The sequence below is a fragment of the Polynucleobacter necessarius genome (assembly GCF_900095205.1).
Lineage (GTDB): Bacteria > Pseudomonadota > Gammaproteobacteria > Burkholderiales > Burkholderiaceae > Polynucleobacter > Polynucleobacter necessarius_E.
Genome location: NZ_LT606951.1, coordinates 1616249 through 1640704, shown reverse-complemented (window position 1 = coordinate 1640704; position 24456 = coordinate 1616249). Strand labels below are relative to the sequence as shown.

21 protein-coding genes and 7 pseudogenes are annotated in these 24456 nt (G+C 44.4%); 16 read left to right on the top strand and 12 right to left on the bottom strand.

What is annotated here, in order from left to right:
• The first annotated feature begins 24 nt into the window (after positions 1-24).
• The 7 genes and pseudogenes from DXE37_RS13720 to DXE37_RS09015 all read left to right on the top strand — a co-directional run bounded on the left by DXE37_RS13720 (position 25) and on the right by DXE37_RS09015 (position 7588).
• A pseudogene (locus tag DXE37_RS13720) lies at positions 25-1650 on the top strand (GMC family oxidoreductase).
• On the top strand, positions 1643-1870 hold the full coding sequence (locus tag DXE37_RS13010; RefSeq protein ID WP_231971298.1) for an EamA family transporter: 228 nt from the start codon (positions 1643-1645) through the stop codon (positions 1868-1870). Before DXE37_RS13720 ends, DXE37_RS13010 begins: the two are co-directional and overlap by 8 nt.
• A complete protein-coding gene (locus tag DXE37_RS09035; protein ID WP_331852150.1) occupies positions 1837-2454 on the top strand; it encodes a DMT family transporter in 618 nt (205 codons plus the stop codon). The genes DXE37_RS13010 and DXE37_RS09035 overlap by 34 nt, the downstream gene beginning before the upstream one ends.
• Before the next feature lie 248 nt (positions 2455-2702).
• Positions 2703-3887, top strand: coding sequence for an ABC transporter substrate-binding protein (locus DXE37_RS09030; protein ID WP_114637253.1), 1185 nt, complete (start codon positions 2703-2705; stop codon positions 3885-3887).
• A gap of 143 nt (positions 3888-4030) precedes the next feature.
• Positions 4031-4915: pseudogene (locus tag DXE37_RS09025) on the top strand (branched-chain amino acid ABC transporter permease).
• Positions 4916-4917: 2 nt separating this feature from the next.
• A pseudogene (locus tag DXE37_RS09020) lies at positions 4918-6823 on the top strand (branched-chain amino acid ABC transporter ATP-binding protein/permease).
• Positions 6824-6853: 30 nt separating this feature from the next.
• Positions 6854-7588 (top strand): annotated as a pseudogene (locus tag DXE37_RS09015) (ABC transporter ATP-binding protein).
• A gap of 83 nt (positions 7589-7671) precedes the next feature.
• Here DXE37_RS09015 and DXE37_RS09010 read toward each other — a convergent pair.
• From DXE37_RS09010 to DXE37_RS08985, 8 genes are all read right to left on the bottom strand, one after another.
• Positions 7672-8172 (bottom strand): hypothetical protein, encoded by a 501-nt coding sequence (locus tag DXE37_RS09010; RefSeq protein WP_114637584.1) that lies wholly within the window; start codon positions 8170-8172, stop codon positions 7672-7674.
• A gap of 59 nt (positions 8173-8231) precedes the next feature.
• On the bottom strand, positions 8232-8516 hold the full coding sequence (locus DXE37_RS13005; protein WP_231971297.1) for a sulfite exporter TauE/SafE family protein: 285 nt from the start codon (positions 8514-8516) through the stop codon (positions 8232-8234).
• Between the two features lie 221 nt (positions 8517-8737).
• Positions 8738-8938: a hypothetical protein gene (locus DXE37_RS13000; protein WP_231971296.1), complete on the bottom strand. Its 201-nt coding sequence runs from the start codon at positions 8936-8938 to the stop codon at positions 8738-8740.
• A gap of 140 nt (positions 8939-9078) precedes the next feature.
• Positions 9079-9522, bottom strand: a complete 444-nt coding sequence (locus DXE37_RS09000; RefSeq protein ID WP_197713192.1) for a hypothetical protein — start codon at positions 9520-9522, stop codon at positions 9079-9081.
• Positions 9519-10340 (bottom strand): FAD:protein FMN transferase, encoded by an 822-nt coding sequence (locus tag DXE37_RS08995; protein WP_114637252.1) that lies wholly within the window; start codon positions 10338-10340, stop codon positions 9519-9521. Before DXE37_RS08995 ends, DXE37_RS09000 begins: the two co-directional genes overlap by 4 nt.
• A gap of 7 nt (positions 10341-10347) precedes the next feature.
• Entirely contained in the window at positions 10348-10905 is a 558-nt protein-coding gene (locus tag DXE37_RS08990) for an FMN-binding protein (RefSeq protein WP_114637251.1), read from the bottom strand.
• A gap of 70 nt (positions 10906-10975) precedes the next feature.
• Positions 10976-11125: a hypothetical protein gene (locus DXE37_RS10885; RefSeq protein ID WP_162786249.1), complete on the bottom strand. Its 150-nt coding sequence runs from the start codon at positions 11123-11125 to the stop codon at positions 10976-10978.
• Between the two features lie 151 nt (positions 11126-11276).
• On the bottom strand, positions 11277-12062 hold the full coding sequence (locus DXE37_RS08985; RefSeq protein ID WP_231971295.1) for a DUF6662 family protein: 786 nt from the start codon (positions 12060-12062) through the stop codon (positions 11277-11279).
• A gap of 151 nt (positions 12063-12213) precedes the next feature.
• Here DXE37_RS08985 and DXE37_RS08980 point away from each other — a divergent pair, with 151 nt between their 5' ends.
• Positions 12214-12456, top strand: coding sequence for a DUF3820 family protein (locus DXE37_RS08980; protein ID WP_114637250.1), 243 nt, complete (start codon positions 12214-12216; stop codon positions 12454-12456).
• Here the strand turns inward: DXE37_RS08980 and DXE37_RS08975 are convergent.
• Positions 12448-13473, bottom strand: a complete 1026-nt coding sequence (locus tag DXE37_RS08975) for a DNA/RNA non-specific endonuclease (RefSeq protein WP_114637249.1) — start codon at positions 13471-13473, stop codon at positions 12448-12450. The genes DXE37_RS08980 and DXE37_RS08975 overlap by 9 nt on opposite strands.
• A 365-nt stretch (positions 13474-13838) precedes the next feature.
• Here DXE37_RS08975 and DXE37_RS08970 point away from each other — a divergent pair, with 365 nt between their 5' ends.
• Positions 13839-14831, top strand: coding sequence for a lytic transglycosylase domain-containing protein (locus tag DXE37_RS08970; RefSeq protein WP_114637248.1), 993 nt, complete (start codon positions 13839-13841; stop codon positions 14829-14831).
• Positions 14832-14910: 79 nt separating this feature from the next.
• Here DXE37_RS08970 and DXE37_RS08965 read toward each other — a convergent pair.
• A pseudogene (locus DXE37_RS08965) lies at positions 14911-15260 on the bottom strand (FKBP-type peptidyl-prolyl cis-trans isomerase).
• Between the two features lie 86 nt (positions 15261-15346).
• Here DXE37_RS08965 and DXE37_RS08960 point away from each other — a divergent pair.
• Together DXE37_RS08960 and DXE37_RS08955 are read left to right on the top strand one after the other, a co-directional pair.
• Positions 15347-15697: a DUF6352 family protein gene (locus DXE37_RS08960; RefSeq protein ID WP_114637247.1), complete on the top strand. Its 351-nt coding sequence runs from the start codon at positions 15347-15349 to the stop codon at positions 15695-15697.
• Between the two features lie 198 nt (positions 15698-15895).
• Positions 15896-16303 (top strand): DUF6352 family protein, encoded by a 408-nt coding sequence (locus DXE37_RS08955; RefSeq protein ID WP_114637246.1) that lies wholly within the window; start codon positions 15896-15898, stop codon positions 16301-16303.
• Between the two features lie 59 nt (positions 16304-16362).
• Here DXE37_RS08955 and DXE37_RS08950 read toward each other — a convergent pair whose 3' ends face one another.
• On the bottom strand, positions 16363-17553 hold the full coding sequence (locus DXE37_RS08950; RefSeq protein ID WP_114637245.1) for an MFS transporter: 1191 nt from the start codon (positions 17551-17553) through the stop codon (positions 16363-16365).
• Positions 17554-17787: 234 nt separating this feature from the next.
• On the opposite strand from DXE37_RS08950, the gene DXE37_RS08945 reads away from it, so the two are divergent.
• From DXE37_RS08945 to DXE37_RS08930, 4 genes and pseudogenes are all read left to right on the top strand, one after another.
• Positions 17788-20022 (top strand): NADP-dependent isocitrate dehydrogenase, encoded by a 2235-nt coding sequence (locus DXE37_RS08945; RefSeq protein ID WP_114637244.1) that lies wholly within the window; start codon positions 17788-17790, stop codon positions 20020-20022.
• Positions 20023-20098: 76 nt separating this feature from the next.
• A complete protein-coding gene (locus DXE37_RS12995) occupies positions 20099-20341 on the top strand; it encodes a BLUF domain-containing protein (protein WP_231971294.1) in 243 nt (80 codons plus the stop codon).
• A gap of 225 nt (positions 20342-20566) precedes the next feature.
• A pseudogene (gene msrP / locus DXE37_RS08935) lies at positions 20567-21526 on the top strand (protein-methionine-sulfoxide reductase catalytic subunit MsrP).
• A 2-nt stretch (positions 21527-21528) separates the two neighbouring features.
• Positions 21529-22086: a lipocalin family protein gene (locus DXE37_RS08930; RefSeq protein ID WP_114637243.1), complete on the top strand. Its 558-nt coding sequence runs from the start codon at positions 21529-21531 to the stop codon at positions 22084-22086.
• On the opposite strand, the pseudogene DXE37_RS08925 reads toward DXE37_RS08930, so the two are convergent.
• A pseudogene (locus DXE37_RS08925) lies at positions 22083-23673 on the bottom strand (4-hydroxyphenylacetate 3-hydroxylase family protein). The gene DXE37_RS08930 and the pseudogene DXE37_RS08925 overlap by 4 nt on opposite strands.
• A 102-nt stretch (positions 23674-23775) precedes the next feature.
• On the opposite strand from DXE37_RS08925, the gene DXE37_RS08920 reads away from it, so the two are divergent.
• Entirely contained in the window at positions 23776-24450 is a 675-nt protein-coding gene (locus tag DXE37_RS08920) for a TetR/AcrR family transcriptional regulator (protein WP_231971293.1), read from the top strand.
• The last annotated feature ends 6 nt before the right edge of the window (positions 24451-24456 follow it).

Below are 24456 nucleotides of genomic sequence, written 5' to 3'. Positions count from 1 at the left end.
GCGACAGATTTCTGGATGCAATATATGACTCAAGCAAACACTTACGACTACATCATCATTGGGGCAGGTAGCGCTGGCTGTATGTTGGCTAAGCGTTTAACAGAAAATCCCAAGAAGAAAGTCCTATTAATTGAGGCTGGCAAAAACGATAACTACATCTGGATTCATGTTCCAGTAGGATATTTATATTGCATAGATAACCCGAGAGCCGATTGGCGCTTTAAGACGGCAACTGAAAAAGGTCTGAATGGTCGTTCTTTGTTATATCCCCGTGGGCGCGTCCTAGGTGGATGTTCATCCATTAACGGCATGATTTATATGCGTGGCCAAGCAGGTGATTACGATTCTTGGGTTCAAGCTACTGGCGATGATTCTTGGTCTTGGGAAAACGCACTTAAACGTTACAAGACATTCGAGGACTATCACAGTGCTGCCAATGAGTGGCATAGCAAAGGTGGAGGGTGGGACGGTTTCAAAGTAGCGTCTTCGCTGGCCAATTATGGATCGCTTTAAAGAGGCTGCTGTTGAGGCGGGGATACCAGCTTCCGATGACTTTAATCGTGGAGATAACTTTGGAGTAGGGTATTTTGATGTGAGTCAGCGAGCAGGCTGACGCCTAAATACTTCTAAGGCATTTTTAAGGGATGCAGCTAAACGAGACAATCTCACTATTCCGACCGAAGCGATAGTGATCAAGCTAAAGATCGATCCACAAACTAAAAAATGTTTTGGTGTTGAGTACAAAAAAATGGCGTTGTAGCAGAAGCACTCTGTGCAGTTGAGCAAGGTGGAGAAGTTTTACTGTGCGCAGGTGCAATTGGTAGTGTGCAAATTTTAGAGCGTTCCGGTGTTGGATCTGCTGGACATTTAAATCGGCTCGGTATTCCAGTGATAGCTGATCTGCCTGGTATTGGCGAAAACCTGCAAGACCATTTACAACTCCGCATGGTTTATAAAGTCAGCGGCATTAAGACCTTAAATACCAAAGCCAATACGTTTTGGGGCAAGATGATGATTGGCTTGGAGTATGTATTGAAACGCTCTGGGCCCATGTCAATGGCGCCTTCACAGCTCGGAGCATTTGCATATAGCTCGCCAGAGCAAAAGAGCGCCAATGTGGAATATCACGTACAACCTTTGTCATTAGAAAAGTTTGGTGAAGACCTGCGTTCGTTTAATGCATTTACTGCAAGCGTTTGTAATTTGCGCCCCACTTCCCGTGGAAGTGTACACATTACCTCAACTGATCCAGAAGCGCCACCAGTCATTAGCCCAAATTATTTGTTAACCGATGAGGATCGGAGGGTTGCAGTAGAGTCCTTGCGTTTAACTCGTCGTATTGTGGATCAAGCTGCTCTGCAGTCATGCTCTCCTGAAGAATATAAGCCAGGCGTGCAATATCAAACAGATGATGAGTTAGTTAAAGCTGCGGGCGGTGTTGATACTACTATTTTCCACCCAGTAGGTACTTGTAAGATGGGTCGCGACGATGATCCGATGGCTGTGTTCGACTCTGAGTTGCGTGTGCGGGGCATACATCATTTGCGTGTGGTAGATGCATCTGCGATGCCAACCATTACATCGGGTAATAGCGCAGCTCCTACGATGATGATTGCTGAGCGCGTGGCGGAATTGCTCACCTGTGAATAAAGCGCCGCAGAAAAGTTACACATTACCTACTAGTCATTTATTGCTGGCACTAGCTATCGTGGCAGTGTGGGGTACAAACTTTGTAGTGATTAAGTTATCGCTTGAAGCTTTTCCGCCATTTTTATTTGCAGCGCTACGCTATACATTTACTTTGCTGCCATTGGTATTTTTTTACCAAAACCTAAAGTGTCCCGGGTCAATCTCTGCATTTATGGCCTAGCAGTGGGAGTGGGGCAGTTCGGGATTTTGTATTTTGCGATTAATGGACGCATCTCCCTTGGTCTAGCTTCTCTTGTGATTCAGACACAGGTGTTTTTCACGATTGGCTTTGCGATGCTGTTTGCTAAAGAGCGCTTGCGCCTCTATCAAGCTTTGGCAGTGTTGATTGCAATGGCTGGTTTAGTCATTATTGCGTTGCACACCAATGCGACAACTACTTTTATGGGCCTGATATTGGTCGTCTTTTGTGGTTTTTCTTGGGGGATTGCTAATACAGTTAGCCGCAGGGCCGATTTTATTAATATGCTTTCTTATGTGGTTTGGGCTAGTGCATTCGCCATTCCCCTTTTGTTTGCCATCTCTTTTGTGTTTGAGGGCGGTTTGGACAATATGAGTACCGCCATAACATCTGCGCCGGTAGGGGCATGGGCATGGGCAGGGGTTTTATGGCAATCATGGGCTAATACCATTTTTGGCTATGCAGCTTGGGCCTGGTTGCTTTCTAAGCATTCAGCAGCGGTAGTGGGGCCTGCACCATTACTAGTGCCCATTTTTGGTATGGGGGGGCAGCAGCCTATTTTTTAAGCGAGCCACTACCGCTTTGGAAGATTCTGGCAGCTAGTCTAGTGATTGCTGGGTTAATCATTAACCTTTTTTGGCCAAATATTGAGCGCAGTCTGAAAAGGTAGGCCCCCATGGTTTCCAGGCCTAATGTAAAATCCTAATATAAAGTCTTTTTTTTGCCTTTGTGTTAACAGTAAGATAACTGTTCGATTCAGTTTTACCTATAAAAAAGCATTTATTAATTAGTAATTTTTAGTCATGGAGACTTTATGAATATTCGTCGTCACATTTTTGCAGTAGCTGCTACTGCAATGCTCTCAACTGGCGCTTACGCTGCCGATATCAAACTTGGTGTTGCAGGCCCCTTCACTGGTGGATCATCCTCAATGGGCGTGAGTATGCGTGATGGTGTGCGTCTTGCTACAAAAGAAATCAATGCTGCCGGTGGTATTAATGGCAACAAGATTGTCTTGGTAGAGCTCGATGATGAAGCAAAAAATGAGCGTGGTGTGCAAATTGCGCAAGAGTTGATTAACAACGAAAAAGTGGTTGCAACTTTGGGTTACATCAATACTGGTGTTGCATTGGCATCCCAACGTTTCTATCAAGACGCAAAGATTCCAGTAATGAATAACGTTGCTACTGGTTCTATTTTGACTAAGCAGCTCCCAAATGCAGCTGAAAACTATGTTTTCCGTAATGCTGCGCCTGACAATATTCAAGCGCCATTGGTCGCTAAAGAAACGGTTGAGAAGCGCGGCTTGAAGAAGGTAGCCATTTTGGCTGACTCTACAAACTACGGCCAGTTGGGTCGTGAGGACTTAGAGAAGGCGCTTAAGACCTATGGCGTAACACCAGTAGCAGTTGAGAAATTCAACATTGGTGACGTTGATATGACTTCACAATTGCTTAAGGCAAAAAATGCTGGCGCTGAGGTAATTTTGACTTATGCAATTGGACCGGAGTTAGCTCAAATTGCTAACGGTATGGCTAAGTTAGGTTGGAAAAAACCTATGATCGGTAGCTGGACATTGTCTATGGCTAGCTTTATTGATACTGCAGGTAAGAACGGTGACGGCGCAACAATGCCACAAACTTACATTCAGTCTCCATCTACAACGCCAAAGCGTAAGGCTTTCCAAGAGGCTTACTTAAAAGAGTTCAAGCCAAAAAATAACAACATTGCTTCCCCAGTTTCTGCTGCTCAAGGTTACGACTCTGTTTACCTCTTGGCTGCAGCGATCAAGCAAGCAAACAGCACTGAAGGACCAAAGATCTTGGCTGCTTTGCAAGATCTGAAGACGCCAGTTGATGGCGTTGTTATTACCTATAACAAACCATTCTCTGCCTCTGATCACGACGCTATCAAAATGAAAGATGTGGTGATGGGCGTAGTTGAAAATGGTCGTGTTGAGTTCTTGAACGCTGAAGATGCAATAGCGAAAAAGAAGTAATTTAATTTAATTAAGCGGGCAAAATAATTATTTATTTTGCACTGCAACAATTGAAAAAACAAAGCGCCGCCCAAAAAGCGGCATTTTGCTTACAATGTTGGATTCGTTAATAAAACAGTTTTAAGAATAATTAGGCCAATAACATGGACATGTTTGCACAAATCCTCTCAAGCGGCATAGCGGTGGGGAGGGGATGATCTACGCGGTCATCGCTTTCGGCTTTCAGCTCACATTTGCTACATCTGGCACATTAAACTTCGGTCAAGGTGAGGGCCCTCATGTTAGGCGCGTTGGTCGGTCTGACCTGCGTGGATATCTTTGGTATGAACTATTGAGTAATGATTCCTGTAGTTTGTTTGTTCGGTATGTTGCAAGGAAGTTTCGTCGAGCTCATTGGCGTGCGTCCTGCAATCAAAATTAAATCTGAGTTCGGTTGGGTTATATCTACGATCGCTCTCGGCATTATCTTTAAGAACGTAGCTGAAAACATCTGGGGACGTGATGCTTTGCCATTCCCATCTCCATTACCAATGGAACTAATGAATTTCTTGGGCGCGAATATCCTGCCAATGGAAATCTTGGTGGTTGTTGGTGCATTAGTCATGATGTTATTGGTGGAATTTTTCAACCGTAAAACAATTTACGGCAAAGCAGTGGTTGCTACTGCAAATGATCGCGATGCTGCCGGTTTGATGGGTATTAATACCAGCGTAGTAATTACTTTCTCTTATGCACTTTCCTCTTTAACGGCTGCATTTGCGGGAGTTCTCATTGCGCCTTTGGCTTTGACTGGTGCAACGATGGGTGGCGCACTGGGCTTGAAAGCCTTTGCTGTAGCGATTATTGGCGGCCTTTCTAGCGATCTTGGAATTATTGTGGGTGATTTGATCCTGGGTATTGTCGAAACTGCTACCGGTTTCTATATCTCGACTGGTTACAAAGATGTGCCAGGTTTAATTTTGTTATTGTTCGTATTGGCATACAAACCCTCTGGTCTCTTTGGCAAATCTGCAATTAAGAAAGTTTAATGATGAAATTGAAGTCTCTATTACCTATATTAATTGCTATAGCGGCGCTTTTTTGCCTGCCGTTGTTTATTCATAACCCGTATTACATTCACTTAGTTGAAACGATTCTGATCTACACCATCTTGTTATGTGGTTTGGATATCGTGGTGGGTTATGTTGGTCAGGTTTCTTTAGGCCATGCCGCTCTTTTCGGAATTGGTTCCTACACAGCCGGTGTTTTGTATTTCCATTTCGGATGGACTATCTGGGGAACCATTCCTGCATCCATCATCGTGATCTTTATCTTCGGTGGCATCTTGGCCTTGCCTGCTCTAAAGGTTATCGGTCCTTATTTGGCGATGGTGACCTTGGCTTTTGGAACGATGCACAGATTCTGATTAATGAGATGACTTGGATGACCGAAGGTCCTTGGGTATTAAGATTCCAAAGTCAGACCTTATGGGCGTGCCAATGACTAAGGCAGAGTATTTCTGGATGGTATGCATCATCTTGATTCTTTCTTTGATTGTTGTTGATCGTTTTGTGAAGTCACAAATTGGTCGTGCGTTCGAAGCGTTGCGTGATAGCCCAATTGCTTGTGACTGTATGGGAGTCTCTGTTTATTGCTTTAAGGTCATTGCATTCGTGATCAGTGCTGGTTTTGCTGGTTTAGCGGGTTGCTTATATGCATACTCAGAGCAATATATTTCACCAAACACCTATAACAATGAATTAGCTGTGCTCTTCTTGCTCGGCATCATTATAGGTCCGCAAGTCACGTCTGGGCGCAGTGATTGGTGCGGCCATTATCGTGTTGTTACCAAAGCTTTTGGACGATATCAACCTGTTCCGAATCGTGGCTTCGATTATTGCAATCGTTGTGGTGGCTGGTGCCGCTCTAGCCCTTTCCAAGAAAATTACCACCCCAAGACGTGTGGCAATCCCTATTGCTAGCGTAGTTGGTTTAGCAGCATTTTCATTCTGGTTGAACACTGTCTCCCGACTGGCGCCTCAGTATTTTTAGCTTCATGATTTTGCTGGTGGTTTATTACTTGCAAAACGGTATTGTTGGTTTTGCGAAAAGCTAAAACAACCCGTGGTGGCGAGCATGAGGAAGTGGATAGCTCGATCAGCTTCATCAGCACCGTTGCCAATCAAAATACTGGCGAAGAACTCTTAAAAGTTGATTCCGTATTAATGCAGTTCGGTGGTTTGAAAGCCTTGAACAACGTTGATCTCAGCATTAAGCGTGGCACGATTCATGGCTTGATCGGTCCTAACGGTTCCGGTAAGAGCACCATGATGAACGTCTTGACAGGTATCTATGTGCCAACTGCTGGTAACGTTTTGTATTCTGGCGAAAGTGTTGTTGGCAAGACGTCTTCTGACATTGCTTTGTCTGGCATTGCGCGTACCTTCCAAAACGTACAACTTTTCGGCGAAATGACCGCCATCCAAAATATTTTAGTTGGTTTGCATCACACCTTCAAATCCAATATGTTGGAGATTGCTTTGCATCTTCCACGCTATAAGAAGGAAGAGGCTGATGCGCATGCGTATGCGCGTGCTTTGGCGCTTCTCAAATTCGTGGGTTTGGATGATTTGGCTAATGAAGAAGCGCGTAATTTGCCATATGATAAGCAACGTTTGCTCGAGATTGCACGTGCCTTGGCATTGGATCCCGAGTTGCTCTTATTGGACGAGCCGGCTGCAGGTTTAACGGCGCCCGATATCAAAGAGCTTTTGCGCATCATTCGTAAGATCCGCGATAGCGGTATTACTTTCATCCTGATTGAACACCATATGGATGTGGTGATGTCAGTTTGCGATACCGTTTCTGTATTGGACTTCGATCAAAAGATTGCAGAAGGTAAACCAGCTGAAGTTCAGGCAGACGAGAAGGTGATTCATGCCTACTTGGGTACTTAATCACTAGAACATATTGAATCGGTAAATACCATGTTATCTATTAAGAATTTTGAAGCAGGCTACGGTAAGGTAAAAGTCCTCCACGGCATCAATATTGATGTTCCTAAGGGTCAAGTCATTACCTTGATTGGTGCTCACAAACGGTGCAGGCAAAACGACTACTATGCGTGCCATCACTGGCATGATCAAGCCCACTGCGGGTGAAGTCACTCTAGGTGGCGAAAAAATTGATGGTTACGACTCTCATAAAATCGCTCGCTTGGGTTTAGCGCATAGTCCAGAAGGTCGCCGCGTATTTACGACGATGTCTGTGACCGACAATTTACTCTTGGGCGCGTTTCCGCGTTTTACGGGAAGTCGCTCTAAGGGCGACATCACAAGAATGACTTGGAAAAGTCTTTAGAAATGTTCCTGCGTCTTAAAGAGCGTCGCAATCAATTAGCTGGAACGCTATCTGGTGGTGAGCAGCAAATGTTGGCAATGGCCCGTGCTGTGATGTTAAATCCAGAGATTATTCTCTTGGATGAGCCATCAATGGGTCTCGCACCAATCTTGGTGGAGGAAGTATTTAAGATTATTTCCAATTTGAAGTCGCAAGGTGTAACTATGTTGTTGGTTGAGCAGTTTGCTGCTGCGGCGTTAAATGTGGCGGATTACGGCTATGTGCTTGAGAACGGCAAGATTGCTACTCATGGACCTGCGGATAAGTTGATGCACGACCCTGCTGTGAAAGCAGCATATTTGGGTGGTGCTACTGGTCACTAATTAGTGATCTGAGCGGTAGGTAATAAAAAAGCCCTAAGAAATAAGGGCTTTTTGCATATATGGGACTTTGATTACGATGCAGGCTAACTAGACAGGAGTTTGATTGCCTCACGAATCAGTAACGCACGGTAACCCATATACAGCGCAACTAGGGTGAATCCAAATAAAAAGAGTTTTGGAATGATTGCACCCTCAAGCACCAGTTCGCTATTGAGTAAGCCAATTGCTACTGCAAAGAAAAAGAGGGCGCCAAAACACAGAACGATCCAGCTTTCATTGTTGATGACGTCTTGTGTTTGGTTGCTGTAGGCTAGAACCTGAAAAGCGTTGTCCTTTTGATATCCCGATACCGTGATCTGGTCCCCTTCGGCAATCTTCATGGGGGATGAAAACTTCGCCTCAATGACTTTATTCTCTAAATTAAATTTTGAGATGAAAAAGCGTTTGTAATATACCGATGAATGATCGTGGGTTGGCTTTTCTGGATTGACGTATTCCAGAATTTCATTATTGAAATTGCTGACCGTTCCTGAGATAGCGCTGACAGAGCTAGAGAGAAAAGTATTTGGCTTGGTAATAGACATCAGCAGAACTCCTAAAAAACTGAATATAAGAATATAGACCAATGATGCTAAAGGCTTTTTCATAAGTTATTAAATCCTTTAATGATCAAGCTGATGGCAACGCTAAATGTCAGTACCGAGAAAATTTGTTGCAATCTTGGCCCACTTAATCTTTTACCTAAGCCTCTTCCTATGATTAAGCCAAATAAGAATCCTATTGCGTAAGGTGCTGCAATAGCGATATTCAGATTTCCTGAGATGGCAGAAAAAATAGTGCCTCCACCGGCAATAATGGTTAGAACGCCTAGAGAGGTGGCAATAATAGAGCTCACCGGTAAATCGGTGTAGCGCTTCAGTGCTGGCACGATCACAAAACCTCCACCCTACCCCCAGGAGTCCAGAAAGAAAACCCGCTAATCCGCCGGAGAGCATAAGCGCTCTGGCACAGGGGATATTCCAGGTGAGCTTATCTCTAGAAGCATCTAGCAAACACGGTGGTGGGGGCATATCTTCAAAATCGGATATGCCGCGCAATTCCTTGTACGCTTGTCGATATAAGCGAATAGACACATAAAAGAGGGTGAGGCTAAAGAGAATCAATAGAGGCGCATTTGGAATACATTGCGATACCCATAAGCCCAATTGGCGAGAGTACCAGCCCAAATATCGCCATGAGTACAGCTGCTTTATAGCGAAGAATCTTATTCTTTAACCCTAGCAATGCACCCACTCCTGATGCTAGGGTAATTGCTGCAAGAGAGATGGGGGCAGCTTCTGCAACATTCAAATGAAGAGCAAATACTAGAGCAGCACAGAAAGAATTCCGCCGCCAGCGCCAGTGAGCCCCATTACTAGGCCCACCATTAGTCCTAAAGAAGGGCTCAGCAATAATGAAAAATCCATTATTTATTTTATATTAAGACGGATTTAATAAGTTCTTTGACCTCTCCTTAGGGGAAGACTAGTTTCATCATTTTTCATTACATGAATTAAAAATATAACGAAGAAAATTAAACCTGCAATCCAGTGTGTGTCTATGACGCAATCGCGTATTTCTTCAGGGCCATAGTAAAGTAGGGTGCCTGAAATGAGCAACACAGCTAAAAAGCTTAGCTGACTAAAGCCGCTGATCCACCGGCGCTTTGACTGATATCCTGCTTTGATATGAAAAGTCAGGACCGAACCGAGTGCTAGGGAGGCAAGCATTACTGCAACACCATGTGCAACCAAAATGTGATGCTTACCAAGAATAGCTCGTTGAATATGAAATTGATGCCCTAGTAGATAGAGTAGCCCAGCAATGGAGCAGGTAAGCATGCCGCATATTACGAAGGATTTTTGCCAGTTGGACATTTTTCCAAGTCGGCTCACGCAGTAATCCTTAACGCTTGCGCTGAGAAGTATTTGAAGCAAGGGTGATGCGCATTGTTGGATAGAGCCAAAACCTTAGTAAGTGCATCAGCATAGACGCATTCTTTTGCAAGAATGGAAAAGGAACCATTCACATCAACGTGTATCCCGGTGGCGTCTTGCGCAAAGGGGTTAATGATGTGGCTTTGCAATCGATCTCTTTTTGCAAAGTAAAGACTGCTAGTTGCAATTGCACCATTTTTCAACGAACCAATTTCAAGCGTTGTATTTGGTAAGAAGGGGTTACGAATCTGAATGGGTCGAGAAGTATTGCCAAATACTCGTAGATCTCCACCTGCATTGACTATGCCTGACTGAACACCCTCTGATATCAGCACTCTGACGGCCATATCTACTGCAAAGCCCTTGGCAATTCCACCAAGGTCTAAGCAGACTGGACGCAAAGACCTTATCAGATCAGGCGCTAAAAATTGGATATCTGCAATGCCACCTAAATGATGATTTTGGAAAGTGATATGACTTGGCAATAGGCCTGCTGCAACTAAGCGATGTCCGATGTCGCAATCAAAGAGTCCTTGAGATTTCTGGTGGATTTTTTTAGCAATCTTTAGAACTTGCACAGTCCAGGCATGAATTTCTATTGCCTCAATATGAGCCTGGCGATTGATTCGGCTCAATTCGCTCTGTGGGTTACGAAACCCCATGAGCTCATGAACAATCTGAATAGCCCTAAAGGCGTTATCAACCGCCATCTGTCTATCGGATTCATCAATCGATACCTCTACGTAGGTGTCAAGCAATGGCTTGCAACGAACCATATAAAACTTATTTCCCGCCGATGAATTTGGTAGACATATTTTTTAGCGCCAAGTCATATAGGACTGTTACACGTTTCACGCCATCAGTAATGTGCTTGCAGGAGAGTGTTGCCCCACCAATATTTTGAATATCCTGATTGAGCTTAATGGGGTTGCTGACTGTTTTGCCAATAAATTGCCTACGCCACTGCGGTTCTGCGACCTCGTACCCATAAGATTCGACGTATTCCAGAATTTCAATTCCTAAGATGGCGCCAGTTGGGCTGAGAGCTACTGCATAAGTAACCATTTCATGCTTGCCAATGACTTCGTCAATGACGAGCCAGCTACCATCCGATGTTTTCCAGATGCGTTCACCTTGAAATGCATGGCGAATACTGGATGCAGCTCGCATTTTGTCTTGTAGATCTTCTGTAATGATGATGGGATTCTTGCTTAGGGTCTTATTTGGGAAAAGAATTTTTTGGGCCTGTTCCGCTGAAACATAAATTTTTGCTTGAGCAATGATGGGCGCGCTCATCATTGCCAGACCAAGAATGGCGAGTGGATTGGGTTTCCAGTTCATATTTTTAAAATAAAGTAATGAGTATCAATTGATGTGGCGAGTGTATTAGGTGGCGAGTAAGTCATTCGCCTCATAGCAAATTTTGAATATTGGGATCCAAGTCTTGTTGTTCAGCTAATACATCAAACATCAGCAATGCTCTTCCTCTTGCTGATGGACATTGCGTGGATTGAAACTTCACCAAATATAGGGCACCAACTAATAAATTTTGAATTTCCATAGTTGCTCTCCAATTAATTACTCTCCAATTAATTTAAGGGGCAGCCAACTTTGACAATAAATTCATTCACCGAGTGACTATCCCATACACGCGTGTTCGAGCACTCTGCTTCACCTCCGTCCATACAGGTTCCACCGGCAAGTTGGTAGCGTCAAGCACCAGTTACCCACCAATTTTTTGCAGCGTAGTGGATATTGAGGCCTACAAAGGTAGCTCGTTGAACCTGATTGCGTAAATTCAACTCGGAATAGTCGTTATGAAATCGAGCCTCCACCCCAGCAGACCATTTGGGAGCAAATCGATAACTTGCGCCTACTAGAAAATCCAGCATCGATTCAGGTACATTGTCGTTTTCAATAAACTTCAAACGCTCATTGGCGGCCACAACGTTACCCGCCAAAATGAGTCGATCATCAATAAAGTTTGACTGCAGTATAGCCTCAAGCTCATCCTTATTTCTTCCCCAGGTAGGCTCAAGATAGAGCCCTACTCCAACTGGTGAAGTCACCGGGTTAGTGATGCGATAGATTGCTTCTAGTGATCCACCCTCGATCCCACCCCTTTTATAGGCTGTAGCGGGATCATGAGAAGAGGGGACTCCATAGCCACCTGTACAGGTAGGAGCATCGCCACATGCCTCTTGGTTGGTGTAATTTTGATTTGCGCTGGTGTAGTAAGAGTTGATGTATCCAGCAATTTGTAAATCATTGGTCAATCCATATTCGAGCTCAGTTCGTGCCGTCCATGCGTCATATGATCCTGACGCCTGGATTTGGTTCAGTTGTAGGCGTTGCTCAAATTCAAGCTTACCTTTGGGTTGTAAGTCGAGGGTATAGATCCAGCCAAACACCCCTTCTCCAGCATGTGCAAAAGAGAGATGAAGGGCGGTAACAAGAAAGATGCTAAAGGCTACAAGTCTTTTAATAGTCAATTTCATAGTCATTTAAAATGGATTGAAAAAATCTCTAATTGAGAACGATTCTCAATATAACATCAAATGAGAATGATTCTCAATTGAAGAAAATGACCATTACTTAAATAATGGCGAAATTGGTAGGCCTTTTATTTTTTACTTGTAAGATTTCTAAATAGACCCCGAATCTTTAGAAAAACTAGTCTTAATGAAAATGCTCTTCGGGAAGCACGCAGGACGTGCATTAGCGGACTTACCGGGAAATTACTTGGCTTGGTTTGCTCGCGAAGGTTTTCCAAAGGGTGAGCTCGGCCAATTACTGGAGCTAATGCATACCCTTGATCACAATAGCTTGCGTGGCCTATTGGCACCGATACAGCATGCTCATGGATTGCAAGCGAAATCTAAATTACTTTGAGCGAACGATGAGAGTAACTCGATTGTGTTCGTAGCTTACCGTTGTAGATTCTGGCGGGCTACTTTGCAAGAGGTTTGCCTGAAGTTTGGTTTGAGATTCAATTTGTGACGCAATCTGTTTTGCCAAATTTTCATTACGGTCGTATTGAACCTGAATACTTTCGACTTTGCCTACTTTGATGTTACTGATGACGCTATTGAGCTTATTAGTGGAATGCTCATCAAAAAATACTGGGTACCAACCTCCTATCAGAGTCCTTGGCTCCTTTGATTTTGGGGGTTCTAATGTTTTGTTGAGCGCTACATTCGCTTCTTCGCCAACTAGCAGGTGGAAGTCGATCCCTGTTTTTTGGACTAATTTAGCGTAGGAAATCGGTGGCGACATCCTTGCTTCATTCGTATTTTCTATCCAATACGCCCAAGCATGATTCTTGATGGGGTCGTACACCAGCTTATATAGGTGGCTTGGAATGGTGACTTGACCTCTGCCTATGCTGCCACTTTTTCCGCTTGATCCAGTAAAGACATAAACATCACCGGTTGCTCTTTTGACATATGCCCGCGTTGGTTTTTCTACATTCTTCGCCCAGATACCCTGATTGTTTTGTCTTGCCTGAGGCATCATATTGGCCAAAGAGAATGATTGAGCCATTGAGCGTTCATTGCTCATGTCTCCAGCGGGCGCATTGTGGCCACGGTCATAGCCACTTCCTCGGTAATCGGAGAGTAGAGATCTTTCCGAAAAAGGAAGTCTGGCCTCTTCATAGAATTGATTGCTTCTGCGAGGGTGTGGGGCGGAAAGCTGATCTTTATTGAGCTTCTCAACTGTATATATTGGCTTCTTATCGTTCGGGGAGTAAAAGACAGCGAAGCCATCAAAGCAAAGGTCGCGACCTGCTTGGCTACTGCTAGGGATCGTCTGGCTGGGAAAGAGATTTTTGCAGTCATCAAAAAGTGCAAATGCATTTAAAGACAGTGTTAGTGCTACGAGAGCAAAGAGTTTGCGAAGGATTCTCATGGTTTTAGGGTAGGACTTGTCGGAGATATCTGGTACTACTAGTTAAAGCTCTTCAAAACACTAGATGTATGGTTGTTGAGACGCAATTTTTATTTCAAATCGTAAAAAAGTCATGTTTCAGGGATTTTTTTATAGAGTGAAATTAGTGGCTCTTAACCTCTATAAGTAATTGATTTAATTGAACTATATAGCAAGCAGGATGTCCATATTAGGGATCTCCCGAATTTATAGATTAAAAAGTTATGGATTTTTATTCTTATATTCTTGACTTGATATAAAAAACTTCTTAGGATGACCCATGTTTTTAAATATTGCGATGCAATATAGATCTAAATTTTAGTTATATGTGGTCTCGCAAAAAATGAATGAGTAAATGTCTATCTAACAATTTGAACGAAATGCAGGGCGTCCAGCCGAATGTGCTGACAGCCAAAGAACTGCTTTCTCACGCTATGGCTCCGATTTATCGAGTCATCAATGGCTTACTTGTTGTTACTGTTTTCATGGTGGTTGGACTTTGGTTGTCTGGCAATGGTACGGGTGCTGGGGCTTTTGATCTTGCTCGCATTTTGGTTCCTGATGAAGCGCGTCACATTGTTTGGAGTAATGGCTTTGGAATGCTCAATCAAACTATAGAAGCACACGAAGCGGTTGTAGCCCAAACTGCCGACAACAATATTGCTGCCGTCATCTACAACAAGTCTAAACCCGCTAATGCCCCAGGCTTTGAGAGGGCTAAGCCGCAAACGGTTGCCTTGTTAATGCCATCAGTTGCGCAATTGCAGGTTAAATCCATCTCGCATTTGTCTGATCGCATCCCGACTTCAAAGATAGATCCTCAAGCTTTGGATAGTAATTTAATGGGCTCTATTCAAAATCAACGCGCTGTCGCTGATTTCTACGAGAAAAAATACAACCTCGATCGCGCCAAGATAGAGGAATATGTTTCTAAAACTATCTTGATTGCTAAAGAAGTCAACATTGATCCAGTGCTTTTATTGGCGGTGATAGCGATAGAGTCAAATTTCAATCCGAATACCAAGAGCCATGCAGGTGCTGAAGGACTCATGCAAGTGATGACTTCTGTGCATAAAGATAAATATGCAATCTTTGGTGGAACTACTGAGGCTACTAAGCCTGAAGTGAATATTCGTGTTGGCGCTTATATCTTGAAATACCTGATTGCCACAGCCGGTTCTTTGCGCAATGGTTTGAAGTACTATGTTGGCGCAGCGAATGCAGATGATGATGGCGGCTATTCCGATAAGGTAATGGCTGAAAGAAATCGTCTGATTGGCTTATGTCAAAACCGTTCTACTAATCGTCTGACATTGAACGGCAAGGATTTGCGTTCTTAAGATTTAGTTCAGAGCTTACTTAGCTAATTGAAAAAGCCACCCAAGGGTGGCTTTTGTATCCCCGCCATCACTAGCGTGATTAGTTAACGCCGTATAACTCCACATCAAACACTAGAGTGGCATTAGGGGGAATTACGCCTCTAGCTCCACGTGGACCATAACCCATTTCTGAGGGGATAATGAGCGTACGCTTCCCACCAATCTTCATACCAGCTACGCCTTCGTCCCAGCCCTTGATAACATGTCCAGCGCCTAAGGGGAAGCTAAAGAGTTGGCCACGATCTAATGAGCTGTCAAACTTCTGGCCTTTGTGGTTAGGAGCGTTTTCGTCATAGAGCCACCCTGTGTGTAATGGACATCTACATGATTTCCGGCTGCCGCTTCTTTGCCATCACCTACAACGGTATCGATTTTCTTAAGTTCGCTCATGATGTTTTCCTATTTCACGCAAATTGAGAGGCTAGCATATTCTGAGCCCTGAAACACTGATGGCAATCTAACTGAAGCTAAAGCACATGACAAATTATTGGGTAAATTCTGGATTTAGCACTCTGGATGTAAGTCCTGACAACCAATTGTTGGTGACAGACGACTTTTTGCGAACCTATTTGTCAAGACCCGAGTTAAAGCTGGTGCCTGAGTCTTGTCCGGTGGAGCGTACCTTACACCAACGTCTAACTACAAATTCCCGATCTGATGTGACTGAGAGTGAGATTGTCACTATGGCTGACGAGGACATTCAGGAGAACTACCGCGTCTGGTTGCGTTATCGATCACGCTTGTTATCGGCGAGCTCATTGGAAGCTTTTTACATGAGCCTGTTTATAGGGGATGGTGTTGATGTCCCGCCATTATTTGTATCTTAGTTAGCCCAAATTTTTGTAAGGCATATCCTTGGGGATGAGGCACATCCCTTAGATGTCCATATGGGCGAGCTTTTTTAGAGCTCAGAAGATTAGTGTCATCGAAGATGGCATAGTGATGGGTGCAGATGATGAGGTGGTTGCGCGCAATGTGCAAGCTGGGGATACTGAAATATTATGGATTTGCTCAAGGGTAAACCTATGATGATGCGATCTGCTGATTTAGATGTCCTTCATGAGGACAATGCCAATGAGTATTGGAATCGAAACGAAGATTTTGATTTGGCTGTGCAATTGAATTTTGGCCATGAGCTCATTAATCGTTTTTGTCGCATCTTAGAGAAATGGATAAACCATTTTTTAGGTGTTGTCGTGCGCATTACGCCAATGCAGCAAATTACTGATCCTAAGTGGTCATGGCATGTCGGTCTTAATGCAGCTGCTACTGAAATACTGAATAAGCTATACAATAAAGAGCTAGTTGAGCAAGAAGAATTGGAAAAGGTGATTTGTTTATTTCGCTTAGACTTTGTTGATGAGGCGGCGGCGACACAATCGCAAAGCGGAAAGCCGGTATATATGGCAATCGCCATGAATGATCAAAACTAGCTGAAGTTAAAGCCTCAAAACATATTGTTTAACTTGCCGCTATCAAAAGCTTCTTAGTTCTATATTCGTGACTTTTTGCGCTGCTGTGCGAGCCAGAAAATGGCTATTCCACTGATTGCTACAGGAATGAGTGAGCCCCAATTTAGGATGCTCCAACCATGAGTAGTCACTAGTGCTCCTGAGCCAAAGGAGGTAAAGGCCATCGTTGCAAAGACGAAAAAGTTAATGGCAGCCTGTGCTTTATCGCGCTCATTCGGGTTATAGGCGGTGATTGCTAATGAAGTGGCTCCTGTAAACAAGAAGTTCCAGCCGACCCCGAGTAAAAATAGGGCCATAAAGAATTGATGCAGATCAGTACCAGTAAGTGCGATTGCAATACACATGAAGTTCAGCAAAACTCCGACGGACATGATTTTCAAGGCGCCAAACCTCTGAATCAATAATCCCGTAAAAAATCCTGGGGCAAACATCCCAATCACATGCCATTCGAGCACTAAGGCAGTATCGGAAAATGGTAGCCCACAAACCTGCATTGCTAGAGGTGTGGCGGCCATTAGAAGATTCATGACCCCGTACCCCAAGGCGGCACCAATAATCGCCACCATGAATACGGGCTGCTTCAGGATCTCCTTTAGAGGGCGCCCATCTGTCAGCGAGTGCTTCGTTTTTGACTCACGGGGAAAGTGGATGAACTGCATCACAAAGATACCAATCAATGCGGCAATCGATAGGGTGAGATAGGCCCCCAAAAAGGCGGTTTCGAATAGATTTCTTGTCCAGGACGCCAGATTGGGTCCAATTACCGCTCCTAAGATGCCTCCAGCTAAAACCCAAGATATGGCCTTATCGCTTTGCTTGAGCTCTGTGAGTTCCCCAGCAGCAAAGCGATAAAGCTGACCATTGGCGCTGTAATAGCCCGCAATGAAAGTGCCTGCAATCAAAAGCCAAAAGTTATGACTCACAGCAGCATATGCGCATAAGAGGGCAGAAAGCATTGCAACGACTAAGCCAAGCTGAAAAGAGATCTTGCGTCCAAAATAGTTTTGGGATTTAGCCACAATCGAGGTTGAAAAGGCACCTCCAACAACATAGCCCATCACGGGGAGGGTGGCCATCCAGCTGGCCGGTGCTAGGCTGAGACCCACCAAACCATTAATAGCAATAAATGTGACGTTATTGGTTAGGAATAGACCTTGGCAAACGATTAGCAGAACCAAATTTTTATTGAGTAAAGGATGTCTGCTAGTCATGACTTGCAGTTTACGGTGTATTTGTGAGTTCGGCTGTCTTGGTGGATTCCCTTAAATTGGCCTTTATTGGGGTCTTTCAGGTGCAAAACCATCATTTTTGCCAAGCTCGATGATTTAAAATGGTGGTCTCGCCATAGGCAATTGGTGCGCTAAAAGCGACTTGCTAAATGTGGATTTGAGAGCGACAGGGTAAAAACCTGACCCTGTAATTTTTTCAATATTGAGGAAACATTCATGGCTTCAGAGAAATCAAAGATTATTTACACGCTGACAGATGAAGCGCCGCTTTTGGCGACTTGCACATTTCTGCCAATCATTCGTACTTTTACGGCACCTGCCGGCGTAGAGATTGTGAAGAGTGACATTTCTGTTGCTGCACGTATCTTGGCTGAGTTTTCTGATTGCCTCACACCAGAGCAACAAGTTCCCGATAACTTGGCTGCACTCGGTAAGATGACCTTGTTGCCTGACACCAATATTATTAAATTGCCAAACATCAGTGTCTCCGTCCCACAGTTACTTGCAGCCATTAAAGAATTGCAAACTAAGGGCTATAAGATCCCGAATTTTCCTGAAGATCCAAAAACAGACGAAGAAAAATCTATTCGTGCCCGTTATTTCAATTGCTTAGGTAGTTCTGTAAACCCAGTATTGCGCGAAGGTAACTCTGACCGCCGAGTCCCTCCTGCAGTAAAGCGCTACGCTCGTAAAAACCCACACTCTATGGGTGAGTGGAGCCAGGCTTCCCGCACGCACGTATCTCACATGCATGGTGGCGACTTCTACTCTAGCGAAAAGTCGATGACGATGACTAAGGCTTGCGATGTGAAGATGGACTTGGTCACTAAGAGTGGCAAGACGATTGTCCTCAAGCCTAAGGTCTCATTGCTAGCTGGTGAAATTATCGACAGCATGTATATGAGTAAAAAAGCACTTTGTGAGTTCTACGAAAAAGAAATCGAAGACGCGTACAAAACCGGCATGATGTTGTCCTTGCACGTTAAGGCTACGATGATGAAGGTTTCTCATCCCATTGTATTTGGACACGCAGTTAAGATTTTCTACAAAGACGCTTTTGAAAAGCACGCAAAGTTGTTTAAAGAATTGGGTGTGAACGCCAATAACGGTATGAGTAGCCTGTATGAAAAAATCAAGACCTTGCCAGAATCTAAACGCGAAGAAATCATTCAAGATTTACATGCCTGCCATGAGCATCGCCCAGCATTGGCCATGGTTGACTCTGCCAAAGGTATTACCAATCTCCATTCACCAAGTGATGTGATTGTGGATGCTTCTATGCCAGCGATGATTCGTGTTGGCGGCAAGATGTGGGGGGCAGATGGTCGTTTGCATGACACCAAAGCAGTGATTCCAGAAAGTACTTTTGCTCGCATCTATCAAGAAATGATTAATTTCTGTAAGACTCACGGCAATTTTGATCCAACTACGATGGGTACAGTGCCTAACGTAGGTTTGATGGCTCAACAAGCTGAAGAGTATGGTTCACATGATAAGACTTTTGAGATTCCTGAGGCGGGTGCAGCTCGTATCGTTGCGGATGATGGCACGGTGTTACTCGAGCAAAATGTTGAAGAGGGTGATATCTGGCGTATGTGTCAATGTAAAGATGCTCCAATTCGTGACTGGGTGAAGTTGGCCGTCAATCGCGCGCGCCTCTCTAATACGCCAGCGGTATTTTGGCTTGATGAGTACCGTCCACACGAAGCTGAATTGATTAAGAAGGTGAAGACCTACCTCAAAGATTACGATCTTGAAGGTGTGGATATTCAGATCATGTCCCAGACTCGCGCAATGCGTTACACTTTAGAGCGTGTGATTCGCGGCAAAGATACGATCTCTGTGACAGGTAATATTTTGCGTGATTATCTCACTGACTTATTCCCAATCATGGAACTTGGTACTAGTGCGAAGATGCTCTCTATCGTTCCATTGATGGCTGGCGGCGGTCTATTTGAAACTGGTGCCGGTGGTTCTGCTCCTAAGCATGTGCAGCAGCTGGTAGAAGAAAATCACCTACGTTGGGATTCACTTGGCGAGTTCTTGGCTTTAGCTGTTTCTCTGGAGGATATCGGCAATAAGACCGGCAACCAAAAAGTCAAGATTTTGGCTCGCACTTTGGATGAGGCGACTGGCAAATTGTTAGATAACAATAAGTCACCTTCACCACGTACTGGTGAGCTGGATAACCGCGGCAGCCAGTTCTACTTGGCCATGTACTGGGCTGAGGCTTTGGCCGCTCAAACCGAAGATAAAGAGTTGCAGGCTTACTTTGCACCTTTAGCTAAATCTTTGATTGAAAATGAGCAGAAGATTACAACTGAACTCAAGGCAGTTCAAGGCAAGCATGCTGATATTGGTGGTTACTATGTAGCAGACCCTGAGAAGTGCAAGGCGGTAATGCGTCCTAGCGCTACTTTCAATGCAGCCTTGAAAGCAGCGCGAGGCTAAGAACGGTAATTTAGTCTAGTATTGAAAAGGCAAACTCTCGGGTTTGTCTTTTTTATGACATATACCTTCCAGAATCATGGCTAAACAGAAAGACCTTATAGAGTTGAGTTATCTGAGCGAAGCAGTCTCGGACTTTTCTTTTCTTGGTTTAATGCAACTCTTGGATCCAGCTCGTACATTTAATAAGAAGAACGGCATTACCGGCATTCTCTTGTATGACAACCAGCAATTTGGACAAGTTATTGAGGGTGAGTGGGCTGATGTAATGAAGGCCTGGAGGCGCGCATCCAAGACGATAAGCGGGGTCATCATCGCGTAGAGCTCTTGGAGATCGTGAGAGCGCAGAGCGCAGTTACCCTAATTGCGCTATTACGCTTTTATGGTGGGGAAGCGCTTACTCGAGACTATCCTCCCCTGATTGAAGTCGTCGGTGGCATGGATAAATATAGCCTAGATTTGATGAATAAAATACGCTCTCATCAATCGTAAGCAAGAAATTCTTATTGGCAGCACAATAGATTCATTACATTTACGAGAGGTGCTTATGCGTTTTATTGATAAGACCATTCTTGCTAGCGACATCACTCCTCAAGCTGTATTTGAAAACCGCCGAAGCATTATTAAGACTGCTGCCGCAGGCGGTTTTGGTATGGCCTTTGCACCATGGTTCTCTAGGCAGACGCTGGCTGCTACTCCAGATAAGTTGGCTGCCACTCTCAATCCCGCATTTGCGAATAAAGATGGCTTAACTTCATACAAACACGTTACGAGCTATAATAATTTTTACGAGTTTGGGACTGATAAGGCAGATCCGGCAGCCAATGCCGAGAGTTTGCAAACTCGTCCGTGGACTATCTCGATAGAGGGTTTGGTAAAAAGCCAATGACCCTCGATATGGATGCGCTCCTCAAGTTGGCGCCAATGGAAGAGCGAATCTACCGCATGCGTTGCGTAGAGGGTTGGTCAATGGTAATTCCGTGGGACGGCTATTCCTTATCAACGCTCATTAATAAAGTAGAGCCCCTTGGTTCGGCAAAGTATGTGGAGTTTATTTCGCTAGCTGATCCCAAGCAAATGCCCGGGGTAAAAAGCAATATTATTAATTGGCTCTATCGAGAAGGCTTACGCATGGATGAGGCCATGAATCTATTAACCTTGCTTACTTTTGGCTTATACGGTGAGGTCTTGCCAAAACCGAATGGAGCCCCGTTCGAATCGTGGTTCCATGGAAGTATGGTTTCAAGAGCGCTAAGTCGATAGTCAAATCCGGTTTACAGAAGAAATGCCAAAAACCAGCTGGAATCAATTTGATGCGCGTGAATATGGGTTCTATTCCAACGTAAATCCAGAGGTGGATCACCCACGTTGGAGTCAGGCTACCGAAAGACGTATCGGAGATCCCAAGGGAATATTTGCTCCTAAGATTAAAACGCAAATGTTTAATGGCTATGGTGAGCAAGTTGCCAGCATGTATAGCGGTATGGATTTAAAGAAATACTATTAGTGATGAGCAAAATATATCTGGCACTTTTTAGTGCTTGCATATTTATTTTTAGCTTTTCTGCTCATGCACAAGGATCAGATGTTCCTGTAAAAACGATTCCTACTTTGGATGTGCAGCGGTATTTGGGTACTTGGTACGAGATTGCTAAATATCTCAATTGGTTTCAAAAGAAATGTGCCAGCAATACCAAGGCAGTCTATACAGTCAGACCTGATGGTAATTTAAAAGTACTCAATAGCTGTAAAATCGCTGATGGCACTGTGTCTGAAGCGGAGGGTGTAGCGCGTCAGGTTGGAGCGAAAGATTCTCCAAAATTAGAAGTCAGATTTGCACCAGCTTGGCTATCTTTTATCCCTATGGTGTGGGGTGATTATTGGATCATTGATCTAGATAGCCAATATCAACGGGCGGTTGTTAGTGACCCACGTCGTGAATACCTCTGGATTTTGTCTAGAACTCCGCAAATCAATCAGCGAGCTTACGATGACATACTGCAGCGATTGCAAAGTCAACAGTTTGATATTCGTAAGCTCGAATTAACTTCCCAAACAGTCAATTAAGTTCTTCGCCCTGGTTCTGGTAGCGGAACCATGACGGCTTGACCCGGTGCGCTACAGCCCTGATCACAGCAGCGTCCAGGCTGTTTATTTTTGGTGATGGCGCGTTCTTCGCTACTAGTCAGTACGCCACGATCTAATAGACGTTCAACGAGTTCCACTTTATTGCCAATGGGGGTACTGTCGATAAATCTCTTGCTTCATTGCTGTAGGAGATCTGCCCTCATGAAGGCTGATGACTGAATACCATCCACCCTGATATGAGGCTGTGAGATCTTCAATAAATCTTGCTACCTCGATACGTTTGTCATAGGGTATGGCTGGATTGGCGCGCAATACCTCTCTTCTGCCAAAGTAGCGCGGCCGTTGCAGGATTGTGATCCTCATCAGGTCCCGGTAGGGCTACGATTAACCCACTAGATACCTCATGAGCTAAACGGTGCATGTCATAAATTTGGGTAGCTAGTAAAAGTTTGCCAATGTTAGAAAATACTGGTTCAGGCATAAAAGATTTACTGTAAGGATCTTGTGTGCCATAAACACTAGCGGCAACACCACAAGCATAAAATCCTTCGGTGATCTTGATTAACTCAACCATGGGATCGCGGAGATTGGATTTGGTTTCTGGATCCAAGCCATTGGCTTCACACATCAAGACTCCTGCGCCGATTAAAAGATTTCCAAAGCCAGCTCGTGCGGCAATACAGCTATGACGATGCATAGCTATATGTCAATACGCTGGAATGCTCCCAATCACCAGCATAAAAAACACGCTCCCAGGCTACAAATACGTTATCGAAAATTACCGCGCCAGTGGATTGGCCATACTTGCTGGAGAACAAGGGTTTACCGTGCTCTACCTTATCGCCTGGCCGACCTGCTGGCCGCGCGACAATCGTAATCCCTTTGGCATCGACTGGAACGGCACAACAGATTGCAAAAGCTGCATCTTCCTTCGTCATATTGCGTCCAGGCATTACCAAGAACTCATGCATATAGGGGGCCCGCCAGTCACAATGGCTTTTGTACCAGAGATGACTACCCCTTTTGCATCTTGAGAAACGATATGAACATAAGTATCCGGGTTTGCTTGCTCGTGCGACCTGCGTGAGCGATCACCTTTCGCGTCTGTCATGGCAATCCCTAAAGCGAGATCATTTTTTTGCACATGAGAGAGGTATTCATAAAACTTCGCTCGATGTTCGTTGCTGCCTTTTGCATCATCAATACGAGCGCTTACTTGCCCCGGCGCATTCAAAGCATCATGCGCTAAGTAGCGTTGTGCGCAGCCTGTTTCTTGGCACAGCACACGTACCGCTTCTAACTTATTCAGTAGATCGCCGGATGATTGATTAATGTGTAGCATGCGTGGCACGGATTTTCCATCTTGATCTGCCAACATTAACGGTGCTAACGCAGCATCATGAACCATGGCATAGGTGACGCCTAATGCTTGAACCCCAGGCTTAAGAGAAGGCTCGTCTGCAACGGAATCGATGAGTCGGCCATCGCATAAACAGTCGGTTTTAGTGCCCGCAAAGACTCTTGATAGTCCTTGCTGTTCATAAATTGGGAGGTGCTTTGACTCATGTGGATACCTACAAAGAAATTGGCGTAAAAATGGGATTTAAGGCAAATCATACACATAAATTGAACGCTGTTCAATAATATAAACATATGTATAATTCAAGTATGAATCAGCCCTCCGTTTCAGCACAGGATCTTCGTCGACAGGCCCTTGTCGAGGTGAAGCGCAGTCACATATTGAGCGCTGCTAGATCTGTATTCATTGAGCTCGGTTTGGAAGCCGTCAGCATGCGAGAGATTGCTAAGCGCGCGGGCTATACGGCTGGTGCTATTTACAGTTACTTCGGAAGCAAGGAAGAGATTTATGGTGCTTTACTTGCTGAGTCATTAGAACGTCTAAACGACTTTATCCAACAGGCCGATGTTGCTATTTCGTTGGATGATGTGGGCGCATCGAAAAATCACTTTCATGAGCTGCAAAAAAGTGTCTTAGCCTTTCATCAATTTTATCGAGACAATCCTCGTGATTTAGATTTAGGTTTTTACCTTTTTCAGGGTATGAAACCGCGTGGTTTGACAAACGAATGGGACTCAGAGCTAAATGCTCGACTGAAAGATGCAATGCGTCCTCAAGAGTTGGCACTAAGTAACTTAGGTTTCACTGATAAAGAGATAGATGTTGAAGTTACTGCTATCTTTGCTCATATAGTGGGGGTGTTACTTCTAAACCATACCGGCCGCATTCGCATATTCGGCAAAAGTGCAGACGAATTAATTGCGCATTACCTTAATAATTTAGCTCTTCGTTTACCCAAGACCGCTAAGAAAATAGAACTTTAACAGTCC